We start from the raw sequence: 19,955 nt of genomic DNA, 5'->3' as shown, positions 1-19,955 counted from the left end.
TTTATTTAATAATTTACCAAGGTTTAGGGTCTATATATACTTGATTCCAAGGAGTAATAGCGTCTTCATAATAAATATCCGTCTTTTGAATTTTTATGGGATAATTATTATATAACCTGCTAGAAATATATCTATGATTTCCTTCTATAATAATACCTTCCTCATTAACTAATATGGCAGGAGGTTGGCTCCCTTGCTTTAAAAGAGTATAATAGTTCTTTATTTTAGGAAGTGATACTGCTGCTTGCTGAGTGGAAAGTGGTGCATTTTCCATAGCTTTCATAATAGACTCTTCGGTTATAAGTAATGGTGAAGAGCTTCTTAAAGCTCTACTTATTGCATTTCCTATTCCTCCAGTAAAGACTCCAATAGCAGCATCTTGCACGAAAGGATTTTCGGAAACTTGCATTTGTAATTCCGTTTTACCACGTGATTCAGGAATAGAGCTAAATGTAGGTCCCCAAGGATCACCAGATGATGGTGGGGTACCTATACCTCCTCCCTCAGCACTTCCAACATAAAATGTACTAACATGACCTTTTGAATTAAAAGTATCTGTAATACTTAAGTTACTAGTGTGAGAACTTACATTCCATGTGCCATTACTTCCTTTATTAATAGCTATACCATAAGAACCCGAACCTAATTTATTTGCCCACTGTTCTGCATGAATTCTAGCATCTGATTTTGTGAGATTGTTCCAAAATCCAGCACCTCTAACCCATCTTCCATCAGGATCTGTAAAATTAATGGGATTATTTACAGTATAATTATATGGTGAGTATCTTCTATAGATTTCTGCTAATGGATCCACAACTCCCCATCTTCCCAAATCCGGCATATACATTCTCGCCCCATAATCATACATACCTGTCTCCTGCAATTCCTTACCATTGTACTTGTAGTTTTGATAAATACCCTTCCCGAAAAATGAATTCCCGGTTCTCAAGTGATTCATCCCAAATGGATAATAATCATTAGCATCTGTGATTTCAAGAGCGCCTGTGCTGTTTCTTCCGAAACTGATCCTCACATTTCCTAAATGATCTTTATACTGGTAAATATACTGATCTTTTATATAATCATAAAATCCTTCTGCTGTTGGGAAAAATCGCAGATCGGGTGTTTTGACGGTCGCATGAAAAGGGTCTGTTCTCTCCGCATCAATGGTATATGCCTGCTGCTCATAAGCATATTTCAATCTTTCAGAGGTCATACGTAGTTCCTCAATAGTTCCTCCACCTCCACCACTGTTAATGGTTTCTGAACGGAAATATTGAAAACCGTCAAGATAATCTGTGATTTCTTTTAATGAGTAACAACTGGCAAATCCACACTCAAACTTAGAAATCTGGTTCTGAAGTTTTATTCCATTGGCTCCGTATAAAACAGTATGCAGACCTCCGAATCCTAAAGTTCCATATTCAGTCTTGTTGGGAAGATTAAGGTGATTATATTGGATCAGGGAAATATTTTTATCCGGCATTTTCCACATGCTTCCATTGAGGTCATATTCAATGGTTCCATTACCTCCTTCATAACCTGAAGGATTATTTCTATGGTCTTTGATATTGGATACCTGATTGCCTTTTGCGTAAGTATACTCCAGCTCATCAATCACAGTAGCTGTTGTGTTATTGCCCTCCAGACCTGAAGTTCTGTAAAGATTGGTAATATTCCCGTTCATATCATAAGACAAAGATTCTGTATGCTCCTTCGTATAAGGATTTACAGGGTTCTGGTAATATCCTGCCGTAAGTCTGTTCAATGCATCATAAGCATAGCCATATCTCTTGGGCTGTAAAGGAGGGTTGGCTCCTAAAGACTCTACCGATCTCCAGTCTACTTCTGCAATATTCCCGTTGTATCTGGGCTTTACATCTTTTCCGGGGAATAGAACAGAATCCGGATTTGTAATGCCACTCATCTGGTTATATTTGATTTTATAGGAGAACAGCTTTCCTCCTAAATCAGTAAGCCCCATCTGATCTTTGTTGATATCTGTCATCCATCCTCTGATATTGTAGGTATAATCAATGCTTTGAAGGTTGTTGCCTACTTTTTTATTGATAAGTTGCGACAAATCATTATAAGTATTTTCTGCAAGAAGCTCTTCAGGCTGTAAATTCACCCGATGATAATGATACTTTACCCTATTCTGATCATCATATACAAATCTTTCCTTGACGGTAACTCCAGCTTCATCAGATTTTCTTTTTTGAACAGTAGCTGTTTTTAAAATATTTCCTGTAAAATCAAGCTCAGATTCCGTTTTTGTGTAACCCCCAAGATGATTCCAGCTCTGATTGCCCACCATTCTACCTTTGGTATCATAATAGAAGTATGTTCTGGTCCAGTTATCATCCTCAATATTTTTGATGTAGGTAGCTGTCGGCATACTTAGTGTTGAGATACCTCCATTGTCGGCACCTACGTGATTTACTACATACTGGTTAAGGATTTTAGCAGGGGGAAATTCCTTGGTATCTCTTGGATAAAAGTCATAATAGTGAATGGTAAGAACCGTTGAAAAATTTGAAAAGAAGGCATTGGTATAATACACCATCAATCCGTTTTTGTTAAACCCTGTTGCTATCTGTGTTTCACTCACCACCTGATTTCCGATCTGAGCCTGCATACCGGCTCTGCTTCCTCCTGTCAATAGTCCGGTATAGGCAATCCGTCCAAAAGAATCATATTTTGTCAGCATCCACAAACCCTGACTTTTCAGATTGGGGTCCTGTGTAAGCACCGGGCGGTCTGCAGCATCATAAACAATAAGGTCCCAATCTTCTTTTCCCGGCAACCTCTTTTCCACCAGTCTTCCCTGGCCGTCATAGCGGTATTGATAGCAGAGTTCATTTAAAATATTCTGGGTAACCGTATTGTTATTCTGTTCGATCTGCTGTACGGCCTTTGGGGGAATAACAAACGCCTGTTGTCCATACTCATTATAAACATAGTAGGTATCTGTATTTTGTATTCCATCTGAACGCCGTATGAGTAAAACCTGTCCCCTTCCATTTTGAAATTGGGTTACCGGAGTGCCATCTTCATCTGTCACCGTATTTTTGTATAATGTTCCGGCATCATAAAAGATATTTCCGGCTACAAAGGGTACAGAAGATTCTGTATTGGTAACTGTCCCCACTGTATTCGTAGTTGTAGTGGTTAGAAATTTCTTTACTTCTGAAACTTCATTGACTTCATATTTATACTTTACGGTATGCCCTGCCCCCATCTTCCAGTCATCACCAGGCTGGGCCTGCTGTAAAATCCTGTCCAGCGGAGAATTTTCAATTTCTTTTTCTGCATAAGCGTTGGCTACGCCATAATAGGAATTGGCGGAATTTTCGTTGACAATTCCGGTATGAATTGCGGCATTGAGTGAACTAACCGGCACCGGAAGAATGTCTTTGGTTTGCATTCCGGCTCCATCATAAACAATAGGGGTTACCAGATCCTTTCCTGTGGCAGTTGCTTTTACATTGACAATCTGTTTGGCCCGCCCCAAACCATCAAAGTAAGTAATGATCTCGGTTTTCTTACTGCAATCCCCATTCAGGCAGGTTCCGGATTGTATGTAGTTTTCTGATACGCTTTGTGCATAGCTTACTGTAGCTGTAAACAGTAAACCTAATATCTTTATATTTTTCATGCTGTGTTTTTACTGTTTATAGTTATACTTAAATTCTTTAACCTTCTTAACAACATAGTTACCTGCATTATCCCTTTCCCTGGCCTGTATTTCCTGTAACCGGTTCGCATTATCATAAACATACACTTCCCTTATTCCTGAAGGTGGGGTGATTGTAGTAATACCTATCAACGGGTCATAGGTGTAAGTGGTTTTCATTCCGGTGGGATTAAATGCATCTAATGCCAGCAGAAGATCTGCTTCTTTTGCAGGATCAACAGCATCCTGATCAGATTTGGCAACAATATCTGCGATCAGATTTTCAACCTGGCTATACAATGCTCCCACTATTTTGGCAATCGGTTTTGTTTTATGATAGCCCCAGACAATACTTACAGGGGTACCGTCTTTGGTAGTATATTGCAGGATATTTCCATTCTGGTCATATTTATCATAGTTGACATCTTTGTAGGAAACCGTACTGCTCAGGTTATCAAATGTATGTTCAGATAAAGGGAGAATGAGATTCCCGGTTGTTGTATGAGGTAATGTTCCCGGATACATACTTTCTGTTCTGGAAATCACCTTGGTTGCATTATCCACTGTTTGCTGCTGTTGCTTTTCTAATGGAAGACCCACTATATTTTTGCTGATCAGCAACTGATTGTTTTTCTCATAAGCATACTGATAGCTGGTTTCTGTAGAAGATAAATCCGGAAAAACGGTTTTCTGTGCGGTAAGCTGGGTATGCTGCGGATTGTTGTAGAAATACTGTGTTTCGGTTTTCATGGCAGTTCCGTTCAGGTATTCTGTGGTTTTTTGTGACTTCAGATGTTCAAAATAAGAAATGTTCTTATACTGAACGATATCAAGATTATCCATCCTCTCATCAAATGCAATAACATCTCCTATATTCCTTCCATAGCAAAGATCCTTATAAACCTGCGTCACATTCTGGGCACCAATGGCATAGCAGTTCTTATACCAGTCAGCTACCCGGTAATGATGCGAATGATTGGCTGTACAGTAGGTCGTCTCCAGAGTTTTTGTAATGTCTGCTGCTTTACAGGTTTTAGTGACATTCATCCCAATAGGGTTATCATAATTTTTTCGGATGGCAAAACCGTCAATCTGGATTTTTCTTGCCGGATCTTCTTCATAATTGTTCTCTACAGATTTCACAAGGTTATTATTACTGTCCAGGTATTTGGTAAGAATCTCTTTTCCATTTTTCCATCCAAAATTTGTGCGTGGTGCAGAATTAATATTATTACCATAGATAGTTTTACCAAAATAATCCGTATCTATTGCATAATAATGAACAATATTAGATTTACCTTCTACAATTTCCTGTACGGTTTTATAAAAAGTATTCGGATGCAGTGCATTGAGCTCATGGATATTTGAGGAAGTCAATACATTATAAGTAAATCTTTCTATCCCTGTAGGAATACCGCCCCCAATAGTTCCTGGGGAGGAATTGTTAAGACATGTTCTGGTTTTAAATAATGATTCTGAAAAAGAAGGCTGACTGGCCGTTATAGCACTTGCAAACGGCTCATTGAGATCTTTATATAAGAATTTCCGGGTTACAGCCGCTCCGCTTTCCGGGTTGTCAATAATCTTACTGACTCTCAGCCCCGTCGTAATGTCTTCCACATATCCCCATTCAGCTTCACCAGCTGTATAAGTAATGGCAACAGATGATCTGGTACATTCAAAACTGGTGGTGATGGTTAAGGTCAGCGGTATATCTTTTGGAATCCTTGCATAGAAAGGACTTCCGTTCACCGGCAATGTATGTGTAGTCCCCGTGACGGTTTCCCATCCGTTTGAAGCTCTTGTGTAAAAAGGGATCAGCTCACCGGTAGCCTTTCTAAGGGTAACCCTTCCTCTGTGTTTTCCAGTAACGTGTAATTCAGGCGGACATTTCCATGCATTAAAGGAAGCGCCTCCTCCAAGAATCACTTCCTCATCTCTTATAGATGTGAAGGTTACTGATTTGGACTGAAGGCTGGACCCAAAATCAATATCTGTGCTTTCTGCACCTATGGAGTGGCCTGCTGAATACGCAGGAACAACAACTTTGTAGGTTGAAAGTGTATTGTTTTCGTAGAAAAATTCTGAATTTCCTTTGGTAGGATACACAACTTTTGTCAGCATTCCAATTTGTGATTTTGCAGGAACCACATGCTGTTGAGCTCCGGAATAAGATATGGCCGAAGTAGGCATCTGAGGAATCAAATGAGTATTCGTCATCACTCCATTATAATACCCTCCCGTATCCCGTGCAAATGAAAGTCTTTCTGGAAATTCTTCAGGTGCATTATAGGTAAAACTATGAACAGCTTTTGATACAATATCATTAATACTGTTCAGGAATAATCTTTTGTTGGTTGTAAGGGTATAATCGAAACTGATATCATTAATTGAAACTGAATTAATCTTCTTCTGTATCCTGCTCAGTTTTCCAAAGTCTTCACTTCCGGTAGACGGGGTATAATCAAAAGTAACTTCTCCATACCCAGGATTATTGCTATAGATCCTCTTTATCTGTTTACCGTTGACAGATTGTAAATGACTAACCAATCCACTGATGACCGGAGGGAGAGAAAAGGCAGAGCCACCACAAACAGACTGCTGTGCGGGGCCAATAGTATATTTCAGCGTCTGGGAGTTACTCAATGTTGTGGAATACCCTGCATTTTGATTCTCAATTATAATATTTTCGCCACTTGAAGGGTCTTCTATTTTGGTAAGATACCAGGCAGTTGTATTATTAGATAAAAGAGAATGTCCGTCTCCAAGGGTACGGTTATTTGTCATTTCTTTATCCGTGAAGTAATATTTAACCCCATCATCCATCGTAATAGTGAAAGAGTCCCCTCCGCTACGGCCCTCTATCTTAACATCCTGTTGAGAATATACTACAGGCATTCCCCTCCTGTCAAAGAGAAAGCGTATGCTGTGCCCATTAAAACTTGCCATGTACATATCCTGTTCTGAATCTACCAGATCATTCGAAGCATCCTGAAAATACTGCATGACAACCGGATGACGAATACCCAGGGCATCAATATCAGTAGGGAATGTGATATTTACATTTTCTTCATCAGGAAGATCCCTGATCGTTCTGGTAATAATTCCTCCGGTTATTAGTCCCCATCCGAGGCCTGTAGAGCCATTCATATCATCTATTTTGATTCCGTTTGAGGAATAGTTGATGGCTACGGGAAGACTTAAGTTCTTAGTTCTGAATTCCGTTAAAGGGATATTTATGTTCGCTTTGCCTGTAAATAAACTCACAGGAATATTTCCGTAGCTTCCTAACTTATAGGCTTCCGGCGAAGGAGGACGCAGATTGGGCAGAACCGATGGATCACTTCCCGTTATTTGTGGCCCTGAAGGCCCTCCACCCTGTCCGGCAACAGTAATCATTGCTGAAAGCCCCAGAATAGTAAAAATATTTTTTTTCATGGTGTTTCTATTTTTTAATCAGTTTTGCATTTGCCGTTTTGTTATTATCCGTTTTTATCGTCACCAGATAAGCACCCTGTACAAGGTTCTGTGTATTGATCTTCGTCACATTATTCTTTGTCTTCAGACTCTGAAGCTGCCTTCCGCTCATATCATACAACAGAATATCAGCTTCTTTGAAATCAAAGCCGATTTCTACATAAGCATAATCGGATACCGGGTTCGGATAAATCTTGATATCTTGTTTCTCGATCAGCTGGTTCACTTGTTTATCTCCAAGTTTCACAATCTTCCAATTCTCTTTCCCCAGTTCTTTGGCACTGGTCCCGGCCAGGATTATAGAACCATCCCGGTTCAGTTTCAGATCGGACAGTCTTTCTTCTCTCTGCCTTGATTCTCCTGCAACATGCTTTCGCCACTGCTCATTGCCATTCTGATCCAGATACAGCATCCAAAAGGTTTCATCATCCTTTTCTATTCTGCCTTCAGCCTGGGTATAACCGCCTAACAAAATTCCTTTGGAAGATTTGTCATCTGCTGAATGAATGACGCTCATTCCCATTAAGACATCACGGTTTTTGAAGTTGTAGGATTTTTGCCACTGTTCATCCCCTCTTTCATTTAAAGAAATCAGCCAGAGGTCTGTGCCTTCTTGGGTGTCTACCGTTTTGTTTCCTGATCTTTCGGACCTGGATTCTCCACCAATGATATAACCACCTGAAGTCAGGGCTAAAGTCCTGATATGATCATCTCCTTTCCCACCATAGTCCTTTTCCCATTCTATTTTTCCGTTTTTGTCCAGTTTTACAATCCAGTAATCACCTTCACCATAATTGCTGCTTTGTTTGGAGGTGGCAGAGGTCAGGTTGCGGGTAGCAGTGCTTTCGGTTGAGGATTTACTTTCAGGATTTCTTACTCCTGAACCCGTATCACGAACCTCGGAGCTTCTTGAATAAATTCCCAGTAATGCTCCGCCATCTTTCGTTGGAATCATTTTCTCAACTTCATCCAGACCTTTTCCGCCTAAAATAAGCTGTGAGAGTTCTTTTCCGTCTTTATCCAATCTTGTGATCCAGACGTCTTTGGAACCATAGCCTTTGGATGAGTTTTGTACATTGCCGGCAACAAAGAACCCTAAATCTATGGTTTGAATAACTGATCGGGCTTCTTCATCTGAGGAAGTTCCTAAGGTTTTCTGCCATAATTCATCCCCGAATTCATTAAGTCTTATTAACCAGATATCTGATCCTCCTTTGGAATCTTCTTTCTTATTGAGTCCTTTCCCGGAATAGGAGGTTCCGGCCAGTAGGAATCCTCCGTCCTGGGTGGTAACAGTGGCTGATAAATAATCATGATTCTGACCTGAGAAATATTTTTCCCAGACCTGATCTCCCTGTTGGTTGAGTTTTACCAGATGGAAATCGTAACCATTATTCTGCTTACTGCCTGAAGTCTGCTGCTTATCGCTTTGAATAGAGCTTCCCGTGATAAGGTATTGCTGATCGATAGTTGTGGTGACCTGGCTTAAAAAATCCTGGGTAGAGGATTGAATGTCTTTCTGCCATACCACTTCCTGAGCAGATAGCCCCAGGATTGTGCATAAGGTAAATGCACAGAGATACTTTTTTTTCATTCCCGTGTTTTTTATGAGTTAATAATTAGTTTTTTTAATACTTCTCAAATTTAACCTTTTTTAACACACTTTAATCATCTTATTAAAATTTAATACTATTTTTTGTCAATAACAAACTTCTTTCATTATCATATATTGATTCTAAACATCTTTAATACAAAGCTACATCCACACTGCGACAGAACCTGTCGTATTTAATCTTAATCTTTACAAAATTTACCCTTCAGAAACATATATTTTGTTATTCTTACCATTTTTTACGTGTTTTTTAAAAGTTTATATGAACGAATGTATAAATGAATTTTTAATAATTAATTACCCCCTGCAGGTTTTGATAAGTTCTGACATCTTTTGACAGGTTTCAAGCCTATTTTCTTCGATAGTTCTTCGGATGTTTTCCGGCTATTCTTCGGAAAAAGAATAAGCGTAGGATATGATAATTTGAATATTAAAAGCATAAAAAAGCCTTCATGGCTTGAAGGCGTTATTGAAAATGATTTCCGGGTAAAATATTTTGTTTCCAATCTTAACATACAGAATCTTCTCTGATCTCCTGATCCGGTGTGAGATACCGTCGCTGATATTCAGCAAACGTTTGACAATTAAGATTAATAAAAATTATTCGTTAAATGATTTAAAGAGATTAAAATATAAATTTAATTTTTCACGATACCCTCTCTATATGAATTCTTCAAAAATCTACCAAAAGAAATGGTGAATCTTTTAAATCTTTTCCCAGCGACAACAAAACACTCCTCAAAAAACAAAAAAGCTGCTTCCCAAAGAAAGCAGCTTGCAGACTATTGATCAGTCTGAAAATTATTTTTTAGCTTTTACATCGATCGCAATCTCGATATCTTTGCTGATCATCCATTCTGCAGGATCTGCTTCCGAAGTACCGAATTTGATACCCCAATCTGCTCTGTTTACTGTAAACTTAGCCTGTACAGCTGCTGTACCTTCCGCTACATCTACTTTAGCAGGGAAAGTAACATTCATTGTTTTTCCTGATAGAGTAAGGTTTCCGCTTACTGTTTTATTAGCGCCTGCTATCGCATCTTTTGATGCTTCTTTCAAATCTGTAACGCTTGTAATTTTGAAATCTGAAGTAGGGTTTTTCGCTACATCAAAGAAGTCAGGGCTTTTCAGGTGACCTTCAAGATCAGCCGGTTTTTTGTCTTTTTCCGTTACTGAAGCCGGGTCTACTTTTATAGAGTTCATATCAATAACAAAGTTTCCTGCCGTAACCTGACCTGCATCAACACTGATGTCTCCGGACTTTACAGTAAGTGTTCCCCAACGAGGAGCCATACCTCCTTTATGGTATGCTTTCCAGTTTACTACTGAAGTTACCGTATCTACTGCAAGTGTTTCACCTTTGCTCTCAGCTACGGTTTGCTCCTGAGCTGTAGCCGCAGACTCTGCTGATTTTTCTTTGTTACATGATGCTAAAAGTAATCCTACTGCTGCAATTGCAATTACGCTAATTTTTTTCATATTGTTGAAATGTTTAAAAAGTTTATCGAAATTTTTATTTCCGGGTACAAAAGTAGAAAAACTCTGTTCCGGTTTCCTTATCATACATCAAGAAAAAGATATTTTTTACTTTTTATTGTTTAAAAGTATCATTTTTATATTTTTCATGCATTAATTATTGTTAAGCTTTACTTTAAATTCCTTGCTATATTCACTTTTTTATCCTGACCGACAATCATTTATATTCTATCGGAATAAAAAACAGCTTTGATTATTTTATGTACCCGTAAAAGATGTATTTTTATCGCTTTAAAAAACACAAATCTATACATGAAAATATGTCAAAAAAACTAATACTTCTATTTGCTTTAAGCACTATACCCTATCTTAATGCCCAAACAAAAGCTGAACAGGCCATAAAAACATTTGAGCAAAAATACCATCAGGAAAAAATACACCTGCTATTAGATAAAAACAGCTTTGTAGCAGGTGAAAATGTATGGTTTAAATCTTATGTATTTGATGGCTACAATACATCAGCTATTTCTACCACATTATTTGTAGAACTCTATGACCGGAATAAAAAACAGATCATTAAAAAACTGGTACCTTTAATTGACGGCGAAGGAAGCGGAAGTATTTCTTTGCCCGCTTCTCTAAAGGAAGACGTTTATTACCTCAGAGCTTACACAACCTGGATGGCCAATTTTAATGAGGATTTCCAATTGATAAAACCTGTTGCAGTCTATAATCCTGCCTCGCCTGAAAAATTAACAGCTAACCCAATATCCGGCTGGACCGCTTCCATACATCCCGAAAGCGGACATCTTATAGACGGAATCAATACGAAATTGGCTGTAAGGCTACAATCTACAGGATCAGGACCGCTTGATTGGGAGGGATATGTGGTGGATTCTGAAAATCCAGATATAAAAATTGTAACCTTTAAAGGACTCGATCAGAATGTTGGCCTATTCAGTCTTACTCCGAAAATTGAAAAAAAATATCAGCTCATCATTCAGGATAAACAAGGTCAGAAACAAAATATTGCCTTACCTGAAATATCTTCATCAGGAATATATTTACGGGTAACCAACGATAAGGACCATGTAAAATATACTTTACAGACAAAAAATATGCCTCAGGATTCCCGGTATTACAAAATTCTGGGAACTATAAACAACCAGCTGGTTTATAAGGCTCAGGTAAATAAAATTATTGATGGGACGGAATACTCCATTCCCAACAATCAGCTCGTCAATGGTATCTTACAGCTCACTGTTTTTGATGATAAGGAGAATGTAATCGCCAGCAGGTTATCTTTTGTACAGCCACAGGTATTACAGATCAAAAAACCGGAATTACAATCTCTTTCATTCAATACTTCCTCTCGTGGGAAAAATTCATTTGCTATTCCTAAAGATTCGGATTATTCCAGCTATACTGTTTTGGTACTTGATGCCAATACGAAAAGTACTGAAGAAGATCAGAGTCTATTAAGTTCATTATGGCTGACCGGCGATATCGTCTCAAATATAGCCAGCCCGGCTCAATATTTTACAAAAAACCGCAATACGGAAGCATTGGATGCGCTTCTGATTTCAGAGAAATGGAAACGTTTTGACTGGAAATCCATTATTTCTGGCAATTATCCAACAATCAAATATCAGCCTGAAAACTACCTATCCTACAAAGGGAAAATAAATGTTCAGGGAAAACCCGCTCCCGACACCTATTTAAATTTAATTTTTGATTCCGGATCAGGATCTAAGGTTTTTCAAATTAAATCAGATCATAGCGGTTTTTTTATTCTCAACAATTTAATTTTTGAGGATTCAATGAGATTTTCGTATAACCTTAATTCAGAGTCTAAAGAGCCTGATCAAAATTATTCGGTTTATTTCCAACCGAATTTCGGCTTTATTCCGTACCAAAAGAATCTTCCCCCTACTCCTTATCAGCTCGTACAACGCTCTGGTGATGATAAGCCATCAGAAGAGGTCACACGGTCATTTACAGCACTCACTACCCAGAAAATGATTGATGAGAAAGTAACAAATATTGAAGAGATAAAGTTAAAAGGAGAAATAAGAAGCAAAACTAAAAAATTAAATAATGAATTGAGCAGTCTCCTGTTCAGGAGTGCCCGTGAGGAGGTTTTTGATTTTGTCAATGATCCGAAAGCCATTACCTCAACCGGTATTATGCAATGGCTGCAAGGAAGAGTTTCCAGTTTAAGGATCGATTCTAAAAATGGAACTTATATCCCATATCTGTATAATGAACCTATACAGATTTATCTTGATGAAATGCCTGTTTCGCCCGGTCAGGTAAGCAATATGTCCTCTTCAGAGATTGCCCTGGTAAAAGTTATCAAAGGTTTTTTTGCCGGAGCATCCGGAGGTGGCAATGGAGCTATAGCTATTTATACCCGCCGGGGCAGTTCTTCCGGCAAGATCATAGACAGAAGCCAGCCATCACAATTAAGGCAAATCACTCTTTCAGGATATGACAAAGAAGCTCCATTCGAGAGTCCTATATATGACAATGAGGGTTTTAAAAAGATCTCAAAAGACACCCGAAGCGTCCTATACTGGAGCCCCAACCAGGAAGCTCAGCCTCAGGAATCAACACCTATACAGTTCTACAATAACGATGATGCAAAGAAATACAGAATCATTATCATGGGATATGATAAAACTAATGAAACCCCACTTTATTATAATGAAGTTCTGCCCTAAATAAAGTTGATGAAAGAATCAACATTTCAGCCTGATCATTAATAAGATCGGGCTTTTTTATACAATTTATTTTATAAGAAAAATTTTAAAAGAGGTATTTTGAACTGCTTTCAAAAATTATTATCTTCGTGATTAGTCACAGCCAGTTGCTAAATGATGCTATTGATACTGCGGTTGTGAATTGCTTTCAAAAATTATTATCTTCGTGATTAGTCACAGCGTATCTGATCAACATTCCTTCTCCATTCGTGTTGTGAATTGCTTTCAAAAATTATTATCTTCGTGATTAGTCACAGCAAAACATTTATTATAGAAAGCTGGACTCACGTTGTGAATTGCTTTCAAAAATTATTATCTTCGTGATTAGTCACAGCTGGATTTAACCTGTACAATCGTTTAATTGCGTTGTGAATTGCTTTCAAAAATTATTATCTTCGTGATTAGTCACAGCGAACACTTAAACAATCCTAGTCGTGGGACTGTTGTGAATTGCTTTCAAAAATTATTATCTTCGTGATTAGTCACAGCTCTGTCAATTTTCACAGTGATTTCATTGCCGTTGTGAATTGCTTTCAAAAATTATTATCTTCGTGATTAGTCACAGCTCTGCTGCAAGGTCAAAGCCACCAATTCCCGTTGTGAATTGCTTTCAAAAATTATTATCTTCGTGATTAGTCACAGCAAAGCTTAAAATATCAGATTCAACTGTGCAGTTGTGAATTGCTTTCAAAAATTATTATCTTCGTGATTAGTCACAGCGTAATTACTTTATGGCATGCATTGATGCATGTTGTGAATTGCTTTCAAAAATTATTATCTTCGTGATTAGTCACAGCTAATGAAGAATGAATAATGTAGGAGGAGCTGTTGTGAATTGCTTTCAAAAATTATTATCTTCGTGATTAGTCACAGCAGACACTTGAAAGAGCTAAACAACAAATCGGTTGTGAATTGCTTTCAAAAATTATTATCTTCGTGATTAGTCACAGCCTGACTATGCAACAGCTGGCAGAACGTTCTGTTGTGAATTGCTTTCAAAAATTATTATCTTCGTGATTAGTCACAGCCAATGTTGAGGTGTAGTAATGTGAAAAACTGTTGTGAATTGCTTTCAAAAATTATTATCTTCGTGATTAGTCACAGCTGGGTGTTCAGGAAGCTTCCGAAGAAAGCCGTTGTGAATTGCTTTCAAAAATTATTATCTTCGTGATTAGTCACAGCCTCAAAAAATAATCTACTGAAAATCAGTAGATTACTTTTGTATTTAGAATTTAAAATTTAGAATAATTCAAGCTGCTGAAAGGTTGGAGGCGGCTCTTCTTTATTTCTGGCAAAAAATATTTCAATATCTCCAAACTGTTTGTCGGTAATGCACATAATGGCAACCTTACCTGCTTTTGGAAGCATAAATTTCACCCTTTTAATATGAACCTCAGCATTTTCACGGCTCGGGCAATGTCTTACATACATTGAAAACTGAAATAAAGTAAAACCATCATCAAGCAAAGATTTACGAAAGCGGTTAGCATCTTTCATATTGGCCTTAGTCTCTGTTGGCAAATCATATAATACTAAAACCCACATAATTCGGTATGCATTAAACCTTTCGGAATTCATAACAGTTGAGGATAAGAGATCAGGCGTTTTTCTCCTGTATAGCATTTGTAAAGTGAGGAAGCAGTTGTTTTAACAGCAACCAACACAGGTCTCGTTTTGTCGTCAATACGTACATCTTTGCTCGCAATCTGGAGAATATGAGCTTTAAATTCTTTTGATAATTCTTCTGTATCAGAATGAATTTCCAGCCATTGCATCACAAGCAAATCAATAAATGGACGATAAGGTTCCATCAGATCGTCAGCCAGACAGTAAGGATTGTATTTATTTTTATGGAATATTCCCAATACGGGAAGTAATCCGGTTTCAACAATTGCCCTTGCTACAATACTTCTGAGAACCGAATATCCAAAATTGAAAAACTGATTGGGTGAATCTCCAAAACGCTGTCTCAAAAAATCCAGACTAATGAGATATTTCCAGTAATGTTGTGCTGCTATCCCTTCCATATTGGTAATATCTCCGCTTTTTACGTTATTCTGATAATCCATCATCGGTTCATAATAGTTCCCTAACCGTTTTAAAACCTCTTTCTGGTTTTCAATTTTACATTCAACCGTTTGTTTCCAAAGTTGTTTTTTCAAAGGTTCACTCGCTTCCAACTGATCTTTTACTCGATCTGAATGTTCTGTATGTCCATGAATCGGAAGCATCATTCCATGTGGCAGATGATGAGCATCACAGCTAATGACCACCACATTATTCCCCATCATTTTCTGAATTAACTGATGCGAGATGGTAATCTGAAAATGATCCAGCATCAGTAATCCCAAATCTTCCACTGGGATTTTTCCTTTCATTTCTTTTGTGGAAGGTTCTAAAATATACATTTGCTCATCTTTGAGTTTAAGATAAGCAGGATTGCCTATGTAGATGGAGCGAGTGATCATTGGTTTAGTTTTTTTAATAAAATTTATTCTTTTGATATATTTATGCTTTTAAAACATTTCCTAAACGATCTATTTTCAGCTTGATACAATTTTCTTTAACCATTGAACCATCAATTGCCCGTTCCATTTTATTCAGTGTTGAAAACTCTGCTTTATTAACAATTGATACAGCAATATCATGCCTTACAAAAAATATCTGACTTCCTGAAAAACTTACGACCTTATAAAATCTTTCACTTTGCTCTTTTGTTATATTTTTAATTTCAATACGGCCTCCATTTTCAACCTCATCACCTGAAGGAATATATACTAAATCATTCGGACAGAGGAAAAAATCATTTGCTCCTTTTACTTCAACAACAGATAATCCTTGTTTTTGTCTTTCAATAACTTCATTCAAAGGAATTGTTTCGTAACTTCTTTTTCCATTTTTATCTTCATAAATTGCAAAAAACAAATTAGTTCCTTTAGCTGCTTCAACATATTTATCTTTTTTATTTCCCGTTTGGCCAACTTGAAATTTACTTCCTAATTCAAAAACTCTGACCTTATTGATAGGTTGATGAGGTTTTCCATTGTTATATGTTTCGATATGCTTATTCATATCTTCAATTCCTTCAGGCGAAAATGCTAACTCCGGACTCTCTTTAAATTCCAGATAATTTTTAAGAATTTTCTGAATTCCAGTGTCTGTAATGGAAGCAATTACTTTTAAATCAAAAGAGGTATCCAGACTTTTTCTGGTTGCTGTCAAAATTTTTCCTTTCGGAACTTTTACCCAAGGCAAATCAATTTTTCCGGAAACTGTTTCTTTATGCATCGGTTTTCTTATTGCCCAGTTTGTACCCGTTTGCTCTACTCTTTCTTTAGTCTTAACACCATCCTTCTCTACATATTTTTCATAATGATTAGTAGCTTTATTGATGACACGAAGGTTTTGCTTAAAGCTCACGATTATTGTTTCCAATGTATTTTTAGCATCAACCGTAAAGGTTTCCCAAGGTTTCAAAAAATGTTTTGGCACTTCCCGCTCAATTCTTTTCTCCGTTTGAGGATCTTTATACACAGTTTTCTCAAACTTCATCAGTTTCTTTTTCAAATCATATCGTTTCGTATCCGATTTAGCTGATTGATTGTTGAGTAAATTCACGTGGTCTTTTGTAGCACAGGCAACAACCAAAGCATCTAAAGCATGATGGCGATGGTCAATTCTTTTCTTTGAAAATCCTTTTGAAAACTCTACCGGTACCGTTGGCAAATATTTCTGATGGTTTTCATTCCAGGCTGTAAAATCTGTTGAGTTGGTCAATTGATTCATTCTTTCAAAACGTGGCAGAATCAGTTCATTCCAAACATCATTCAATCCCCAGTCCTGTCTGAGTTTTGTGGTGATTTTTCCATTCCCGGGAATAACATTTTTGGAATTAACCCCTTCATCTGTTCCATCTTCCACTCTCACAATATTGGAAAGAATCCCTGAAATATATTTACTGATATGACGAGTATCATTCATCTGACGCTCAATCATTTTTTCAGGAATTTCTTCTAAAAGAAGCTTGTTTCTTTTCCCTCTATTATTGGCATAATGTTTTTTTACGAAATCTTCATATTCTTCGGCTTCAAAAACTTTCACACTTTTCCCAAAACCACACTCAATAATGGTTCCTCCAAATTGCTTAATAAATCCTAAACCGATATAATTATCCTTCAATTTATTAACCGCCGATTCACAAATAATTTTATTACTGAGACTATCATCAAAGTATCTACTTTGTGGAATGATATGCTCAATTTCATATTCCGGTGTAAATAATTTATTTAATGGGATAATCTGGCCTGTGTAAGGTGATTTATACTTCTGTTCAAGCCAAAGTTTATACCTTTTTAAATCAGATGGAGAAGGCTGAGCGGTTTTACTTATTTTCAGAATATCATCGTCAATTTCTATATCAGATTTTAAAATTCCCTCTTCATAGATTTTCAAAATCTCTTGCTGCATTGGAGAATAAGGGCGAACATTTTCAACAGTATGGTCATTCATCATTTCAGCCAATAAAGCTTTGATACGAAGGTTCGTATTTTCGTTTTCCGTTATTGTTTTTGTGGCATCTGCTCTTTCATCTTTGGTCTGTTTCATTTCTCTTCCTAACTCAATATGAATTTCGTTGAAGAAATCTTTAGCTCCGTTTCCGTATTTCACCCAGATATCTTTTACCACACGAAGCGTTTCTGTAATTACCTGTTCTACAATAGGATTTCGAAGCGAATGTTGTTTAAATTCTTTTAGGAATTCTTCCAGATCATCTGCAGAGTTCCATTTTCCGATCATTGATGCTTCTGAATGCCTTCCGTAAACAATGTATTGCGCTAACCATAATTGTAAACCCTGGAAATCATTTTCAGTCGTAAGATGAATTGCCTTTTCTCTCACCTTATCTTTGATATTTTCATCAAATTCCCCCGTAATAATTTTTTGAATCCTATTTTTTGAATATAGATCGATATTGGCATAATTCCAATATTTCCCTAGCCGCATTAAAGGCAGCAATTTCTTAATCGCTTTTTCAGAAAAAGAACCGTATTCACTTTTAAAAGGAGGAAATTTTTTGAATGCCTCAAAGAAAGAATTTTCATCCAGATTATTTTTTTCTGCAAAAGATTTTAATGCTTTTTCGTATTCTGTTTTATCATTTACAGAATAGATGATGTGCCAGATTTTCTGCTCCATTTCTCTGGTCAGAAAGTCGTCAGAAATATTTTCTACCTTTTTCAACCTTTCAGAAATCATTGTTTTGGTTTCATTACAAGGATATTTTTTGTCTTCAACATAATTCCAGCGAAACTTTTCGGTTTCGGCATTTAGCAATTTTCCTTTAAATTCCTTTTGCTCCAGCAAAAATTTAAGTAATGGCTTCTGCTCAATTTCTTTTCTGTTGTTCAAAAACTCAAACAAATTTTCGAAATCCCTGGTAGTGTTTAAAAATTCTTTTGTAACGTTATCATCATTATCCTTTTTATGAATATTCAGGCTAAAAATCCAATGCCAGATTCTAAATTCCTGATAATAAGGATTAGATTTCGGAATGGCTTTTAAAAATTGCGTATGCTCTACTCCATTTTGATCTTTATATTTTCTGAATTCCAAGGTACAGTTGGAAATAGATGATTTCTGGCTTTTCAAAGGTCTTTGGTAAAAAATAATATCCTCCATAAAAAGATGAACAAAATCTTTTTTACTTAAAGTCAATTGATGAGCTTCATTATTCCGGTATAATTCACGGATACAATCGTTATAGAAATCATCACTCTGCAATTCATGGTGGAATTCTTTTTGCTTTTCTAAAATCTGCTTAAGTTCTTCTTTATAAAACTTTCTTTCTATGGTACGGACTAGTTTTCCTTTGATTTTTTGTTTAGGGTTTTGAAGAAGCGTTTCGTAAATATAGGTTCCAACAGTTTTGCGGGATATGTCTATCTCCTGCTCTGTTTTTGTTTTTATTGCGATCCAATCTTTCTCTGAATCTACCGCTTTAAAAGTTCTTTTTGTATCGCCATTTTTTAAAATAGATTCTGTGACAATAAATTCTTTCGTACGTCCTATCCAATCTTCTGTTTTTACAATCTGTTTTTCATATTTCCAGCCATTATCAAAATATACATCATAAAGAGTTTTCCCCTTAACCTTTTCGCCAGAATCAACGACCTTATCTACATTTAGCTTTACAAAAAATTTATCTTTTTCTTCTTCAATATCTTCACCACGCAGCTGATAATATCCACGTTTTTGATTAAAGTTCAAAAGAATCCAGGCCAATTCTTCTTTTTCTATTTTTTGTGTGAGTGCCTTTTTGCGGAGATAATAAATTGTCCAGTCATAAGGAACTTTTAAATCCTGCCCATGTGCTTTAAAGTCTTCCAGCATCTCATTAAAAGAAGTTTGAAATAAAAATGAAAATTTCCCATCACTATTTTTCCAGGCAAGTTTCGGTTCGGTTTCAACTTTAAATTTTCCGAATCGTTTCTCGAAATCAATTTGTGAAGCATAATCTTCCGGAAGAAAGTTCAATACGTTTAAAACTCTATGAAGCCTTTCTCTTCTTAATAAAAATCTTTCACGAAGTCTTCTTGTTGCTCTGTAATCAGTTCTTGCAGCAGTTTGTGAAACAGAATTCCCTTTTCCGAATTCTCCTAAAATATCCTGTGACATTGGAATAATCCGGCTTCCCATCCCAAGGATTTCACCATATTTATTTTCAAAATTTTGTTTTATCAACGCCCAGCCAATAGAATTGGTTCCTAAGTCTAATCCAAGTATATTTTTAATCATGATTATTAATTTTCAGATACCACATAAAAATAGAAATAAAAAATTTATTAAAAATGAGGTTTCCCGTAAATCAACTTAAGAGTTTTTCATCTATATTTGTATCAATAATTTTGAAAAGCAATTCACAATAAGGATTATTCCGTTGTGAAAACATTCA

8 protein-coding genes and 1 CRISPR repeat array are annotated in these 19,955 nt (G+C 36.7%); of the genes, 1 reads left to right on the top strand and 7 read right to left on the bottom strand.

Annotated elements, in window-relative coordinates; translation table 11 throughout:
- Nucleotides 1-13: 13 nt before the first annotated feature.
- From ACTJJF_RS03295 to ACTJJF_RS03280, 4 genes are all read right to left on the bottom strand, one after another.
- On the bottom strand, nt 14-3,658 hold the full coding sequence (locus tag ACTJJF_RS03295) for a DUF6443 domain-containing protein (protein WP_440698687.1): 3,645 nt from the start codon (nt 3,656-3,658) through the stop codon (nt 14-16).
- A 9-nt stretch (nt 3,659-3,667) separates the two neighbouring features.
- The gene (locus tag ACTJJF_RS03290; RefSeq protein WP_440698686.1) at nt 3,668-7,114 is read right to left on the bottom strand and encodes a hypothetical protein; all 3,447 of its coding nucleotides are present in this window, start codon (nt 7,112-7,114) and stop codon (nt 3,668-3,670) included.
- Nucleotides 7,115-7,121: 7 nt separating this feature from the next.
- Complete coding sequence (locus ACTJJF_RS03285; RefSeq protein ID WP_440698685.1) at nt 7,122-8,747, bottom strand: T9SS type A sorting domain-containing protein; 1,626 nt, start codon at nt 8,745-8,747, stop codon at nt 7,122-7,124.
- 819 nt (nt 8,748-9,566) lie between these two features.
- Entirely contained in the window at nt 9,567-10,244 is a 678-nt protein-coding gene (locus tag ACTJJF_RS03280; protein WP_312300666.1) for a YceI family protein, read from the bottom strand.
- 317 nt (nt 10,245-10,561) lie between these two features.
- Here ACTJJF_RS03280 and ACTJJF_RS03275 point away from each other — a divergent pair, with 317 nt between their 5' ends.
- Complete coding sequence (locus ACTJJF_RS03275; RefSeq protein WP_440698684.1) at nt 10,562-12,964, top strand: hypothetical protein; 2,403 nt, start codon at nt 10,562-10,564, stop codon at nt 12,962-12,964.
- A gap of 96 nt (nt 12,965-13,060) precedes the next feature.
- A CRISPR array of direct repeats spans nt 13,061-14,185; the repeat unit is 47 nt; unit sequence GTTGTGAATTGCTTTCAAAAATTATTATCTTCGTGATTAGTCACAGC.
- 57 nt (nt 14,186-14,242) lie between these two features.
- Here the strand turns inward: ACTJJF_RS03275 and cas2 are convergent.
- Genes cas2 through cas9 form a run of 3 tightly spaced genes read right to left on the bottom strand, consistent with a single transcriptional unit; the run spans nt 14,243 to nt 19,798 of the window.
- Nucleotides 14,243-14,581 carry a CRISPR-associated endonuclease Cas2 gene (gene cas2 / locus ACTJJF_RS03270; RefSeq protein WP_065398220.1) on the bottom strand — a complete coding sequence of 113 codons (339 nt, stop codon included), beginning with the start codon at nt 14,579-14,581 and terminating at the stop codon, nt 14,243-14,245.
- Nucleotides 14,578-15,471 carry a type II CRISPR-associated endonuclease Cas1 gene (gene cas1 / locus ACTJJF_RS03265; protein WP_440698683.1) on the bottom strand — a complete coding sequence of 298 codons (894 nt, stop codon included), beginning with the start codon at nt 15,469-15,471 and terminating at the stop codon, nt 14,578-14,580. Before cas1 ends, cas2 begins: the two co-directional genes overlap by 4 nt.
- 40 nt (nt 15,472-15,511) lie before the next feature.
- A complete protein-coding gene (gene cas9, locus ACTJJF_RS03260) occupies nt 15,512-19,798 on the bottom strand; it encodes a type II CRISPR RNA-guided endonuclease Cas9 (RefSeq protein WP_440698682.1) in 4,287 nt (1,428 codons plus the stop codon).
- Nucleotides 19,799-19,955: the final 157 nt, after the last annotated feature.

It is taken from the genome of Chryseobacterium sp. 22458 (genome assembly GCF_052044975.1).
GTDB lineage: Bacteria > Bacteroidota > Bacteroidia > Flavobacteriales > Weeksellaceae > Chryseobacterium.
Note: the sequence above shows the minus strand (reverse complement) of the source record. Positions and strands in the feature narration are given on the sequence as shown.

Bases quoted from the DNA above. Each gene is read 5' to 3' on its own strand.
- cas2 (WP_065398220.1), bottom strand. From the start codon at position 14,581: ATGAATTCCGAAAGGTTTAATGCATACCGAATTATGTGGGTTTTAGTA.
- cas9 (WP_440698682.1), bottom strand. From the start codon at position 19,798: ATGATTAAAAATATACTTGGATTAGACTTAGGAACCAATTCTATTGGC.
- ACTJJF_RS03295 (WP_440698687.1), bottom strand. From the start codon at position 3,658: ATGAAAAATATAAAGATATTAGGTTTACTGTTTACAGCTACAGTAAGC.
- ACTJJF_RS03285 (WP_440698685.1), bottom strand. From the start codon at position 8,747: ATGAAAAAAAAGTATCTCTGTGCATTTACCTTATGCACAATCCTGGGG.
- ACTJJF_RS03280 (WP_312300666.1), bottom strand. From the start codon at position 10,244: ATGAAAAAAATTAGCGTAATTGCAATTGCAGCAGTAGGATTACTTTTA.
- cas1 (WP_440698683.1), bottom strand. From the start codon at position 15,471: ATGATCACTCGCTCCATCTACATAGGCAATCCTGCTTATCTTAAACTC.
- ACTJJF_RS03275 (WP_440698684.1), top strand. From the start codon at position 10,562: ATGTCAAAAAAACTAATACTTCTATTTGCTTTAAGCACTATACCCTAT.
- ACTJJF_RS03290 (WP_440698686.1), bottom strand. From the start codon at position 7,114: ATGAAAAAAAATATTTTTACTATTCTGGGGCTTTCAGCAATGATTACT.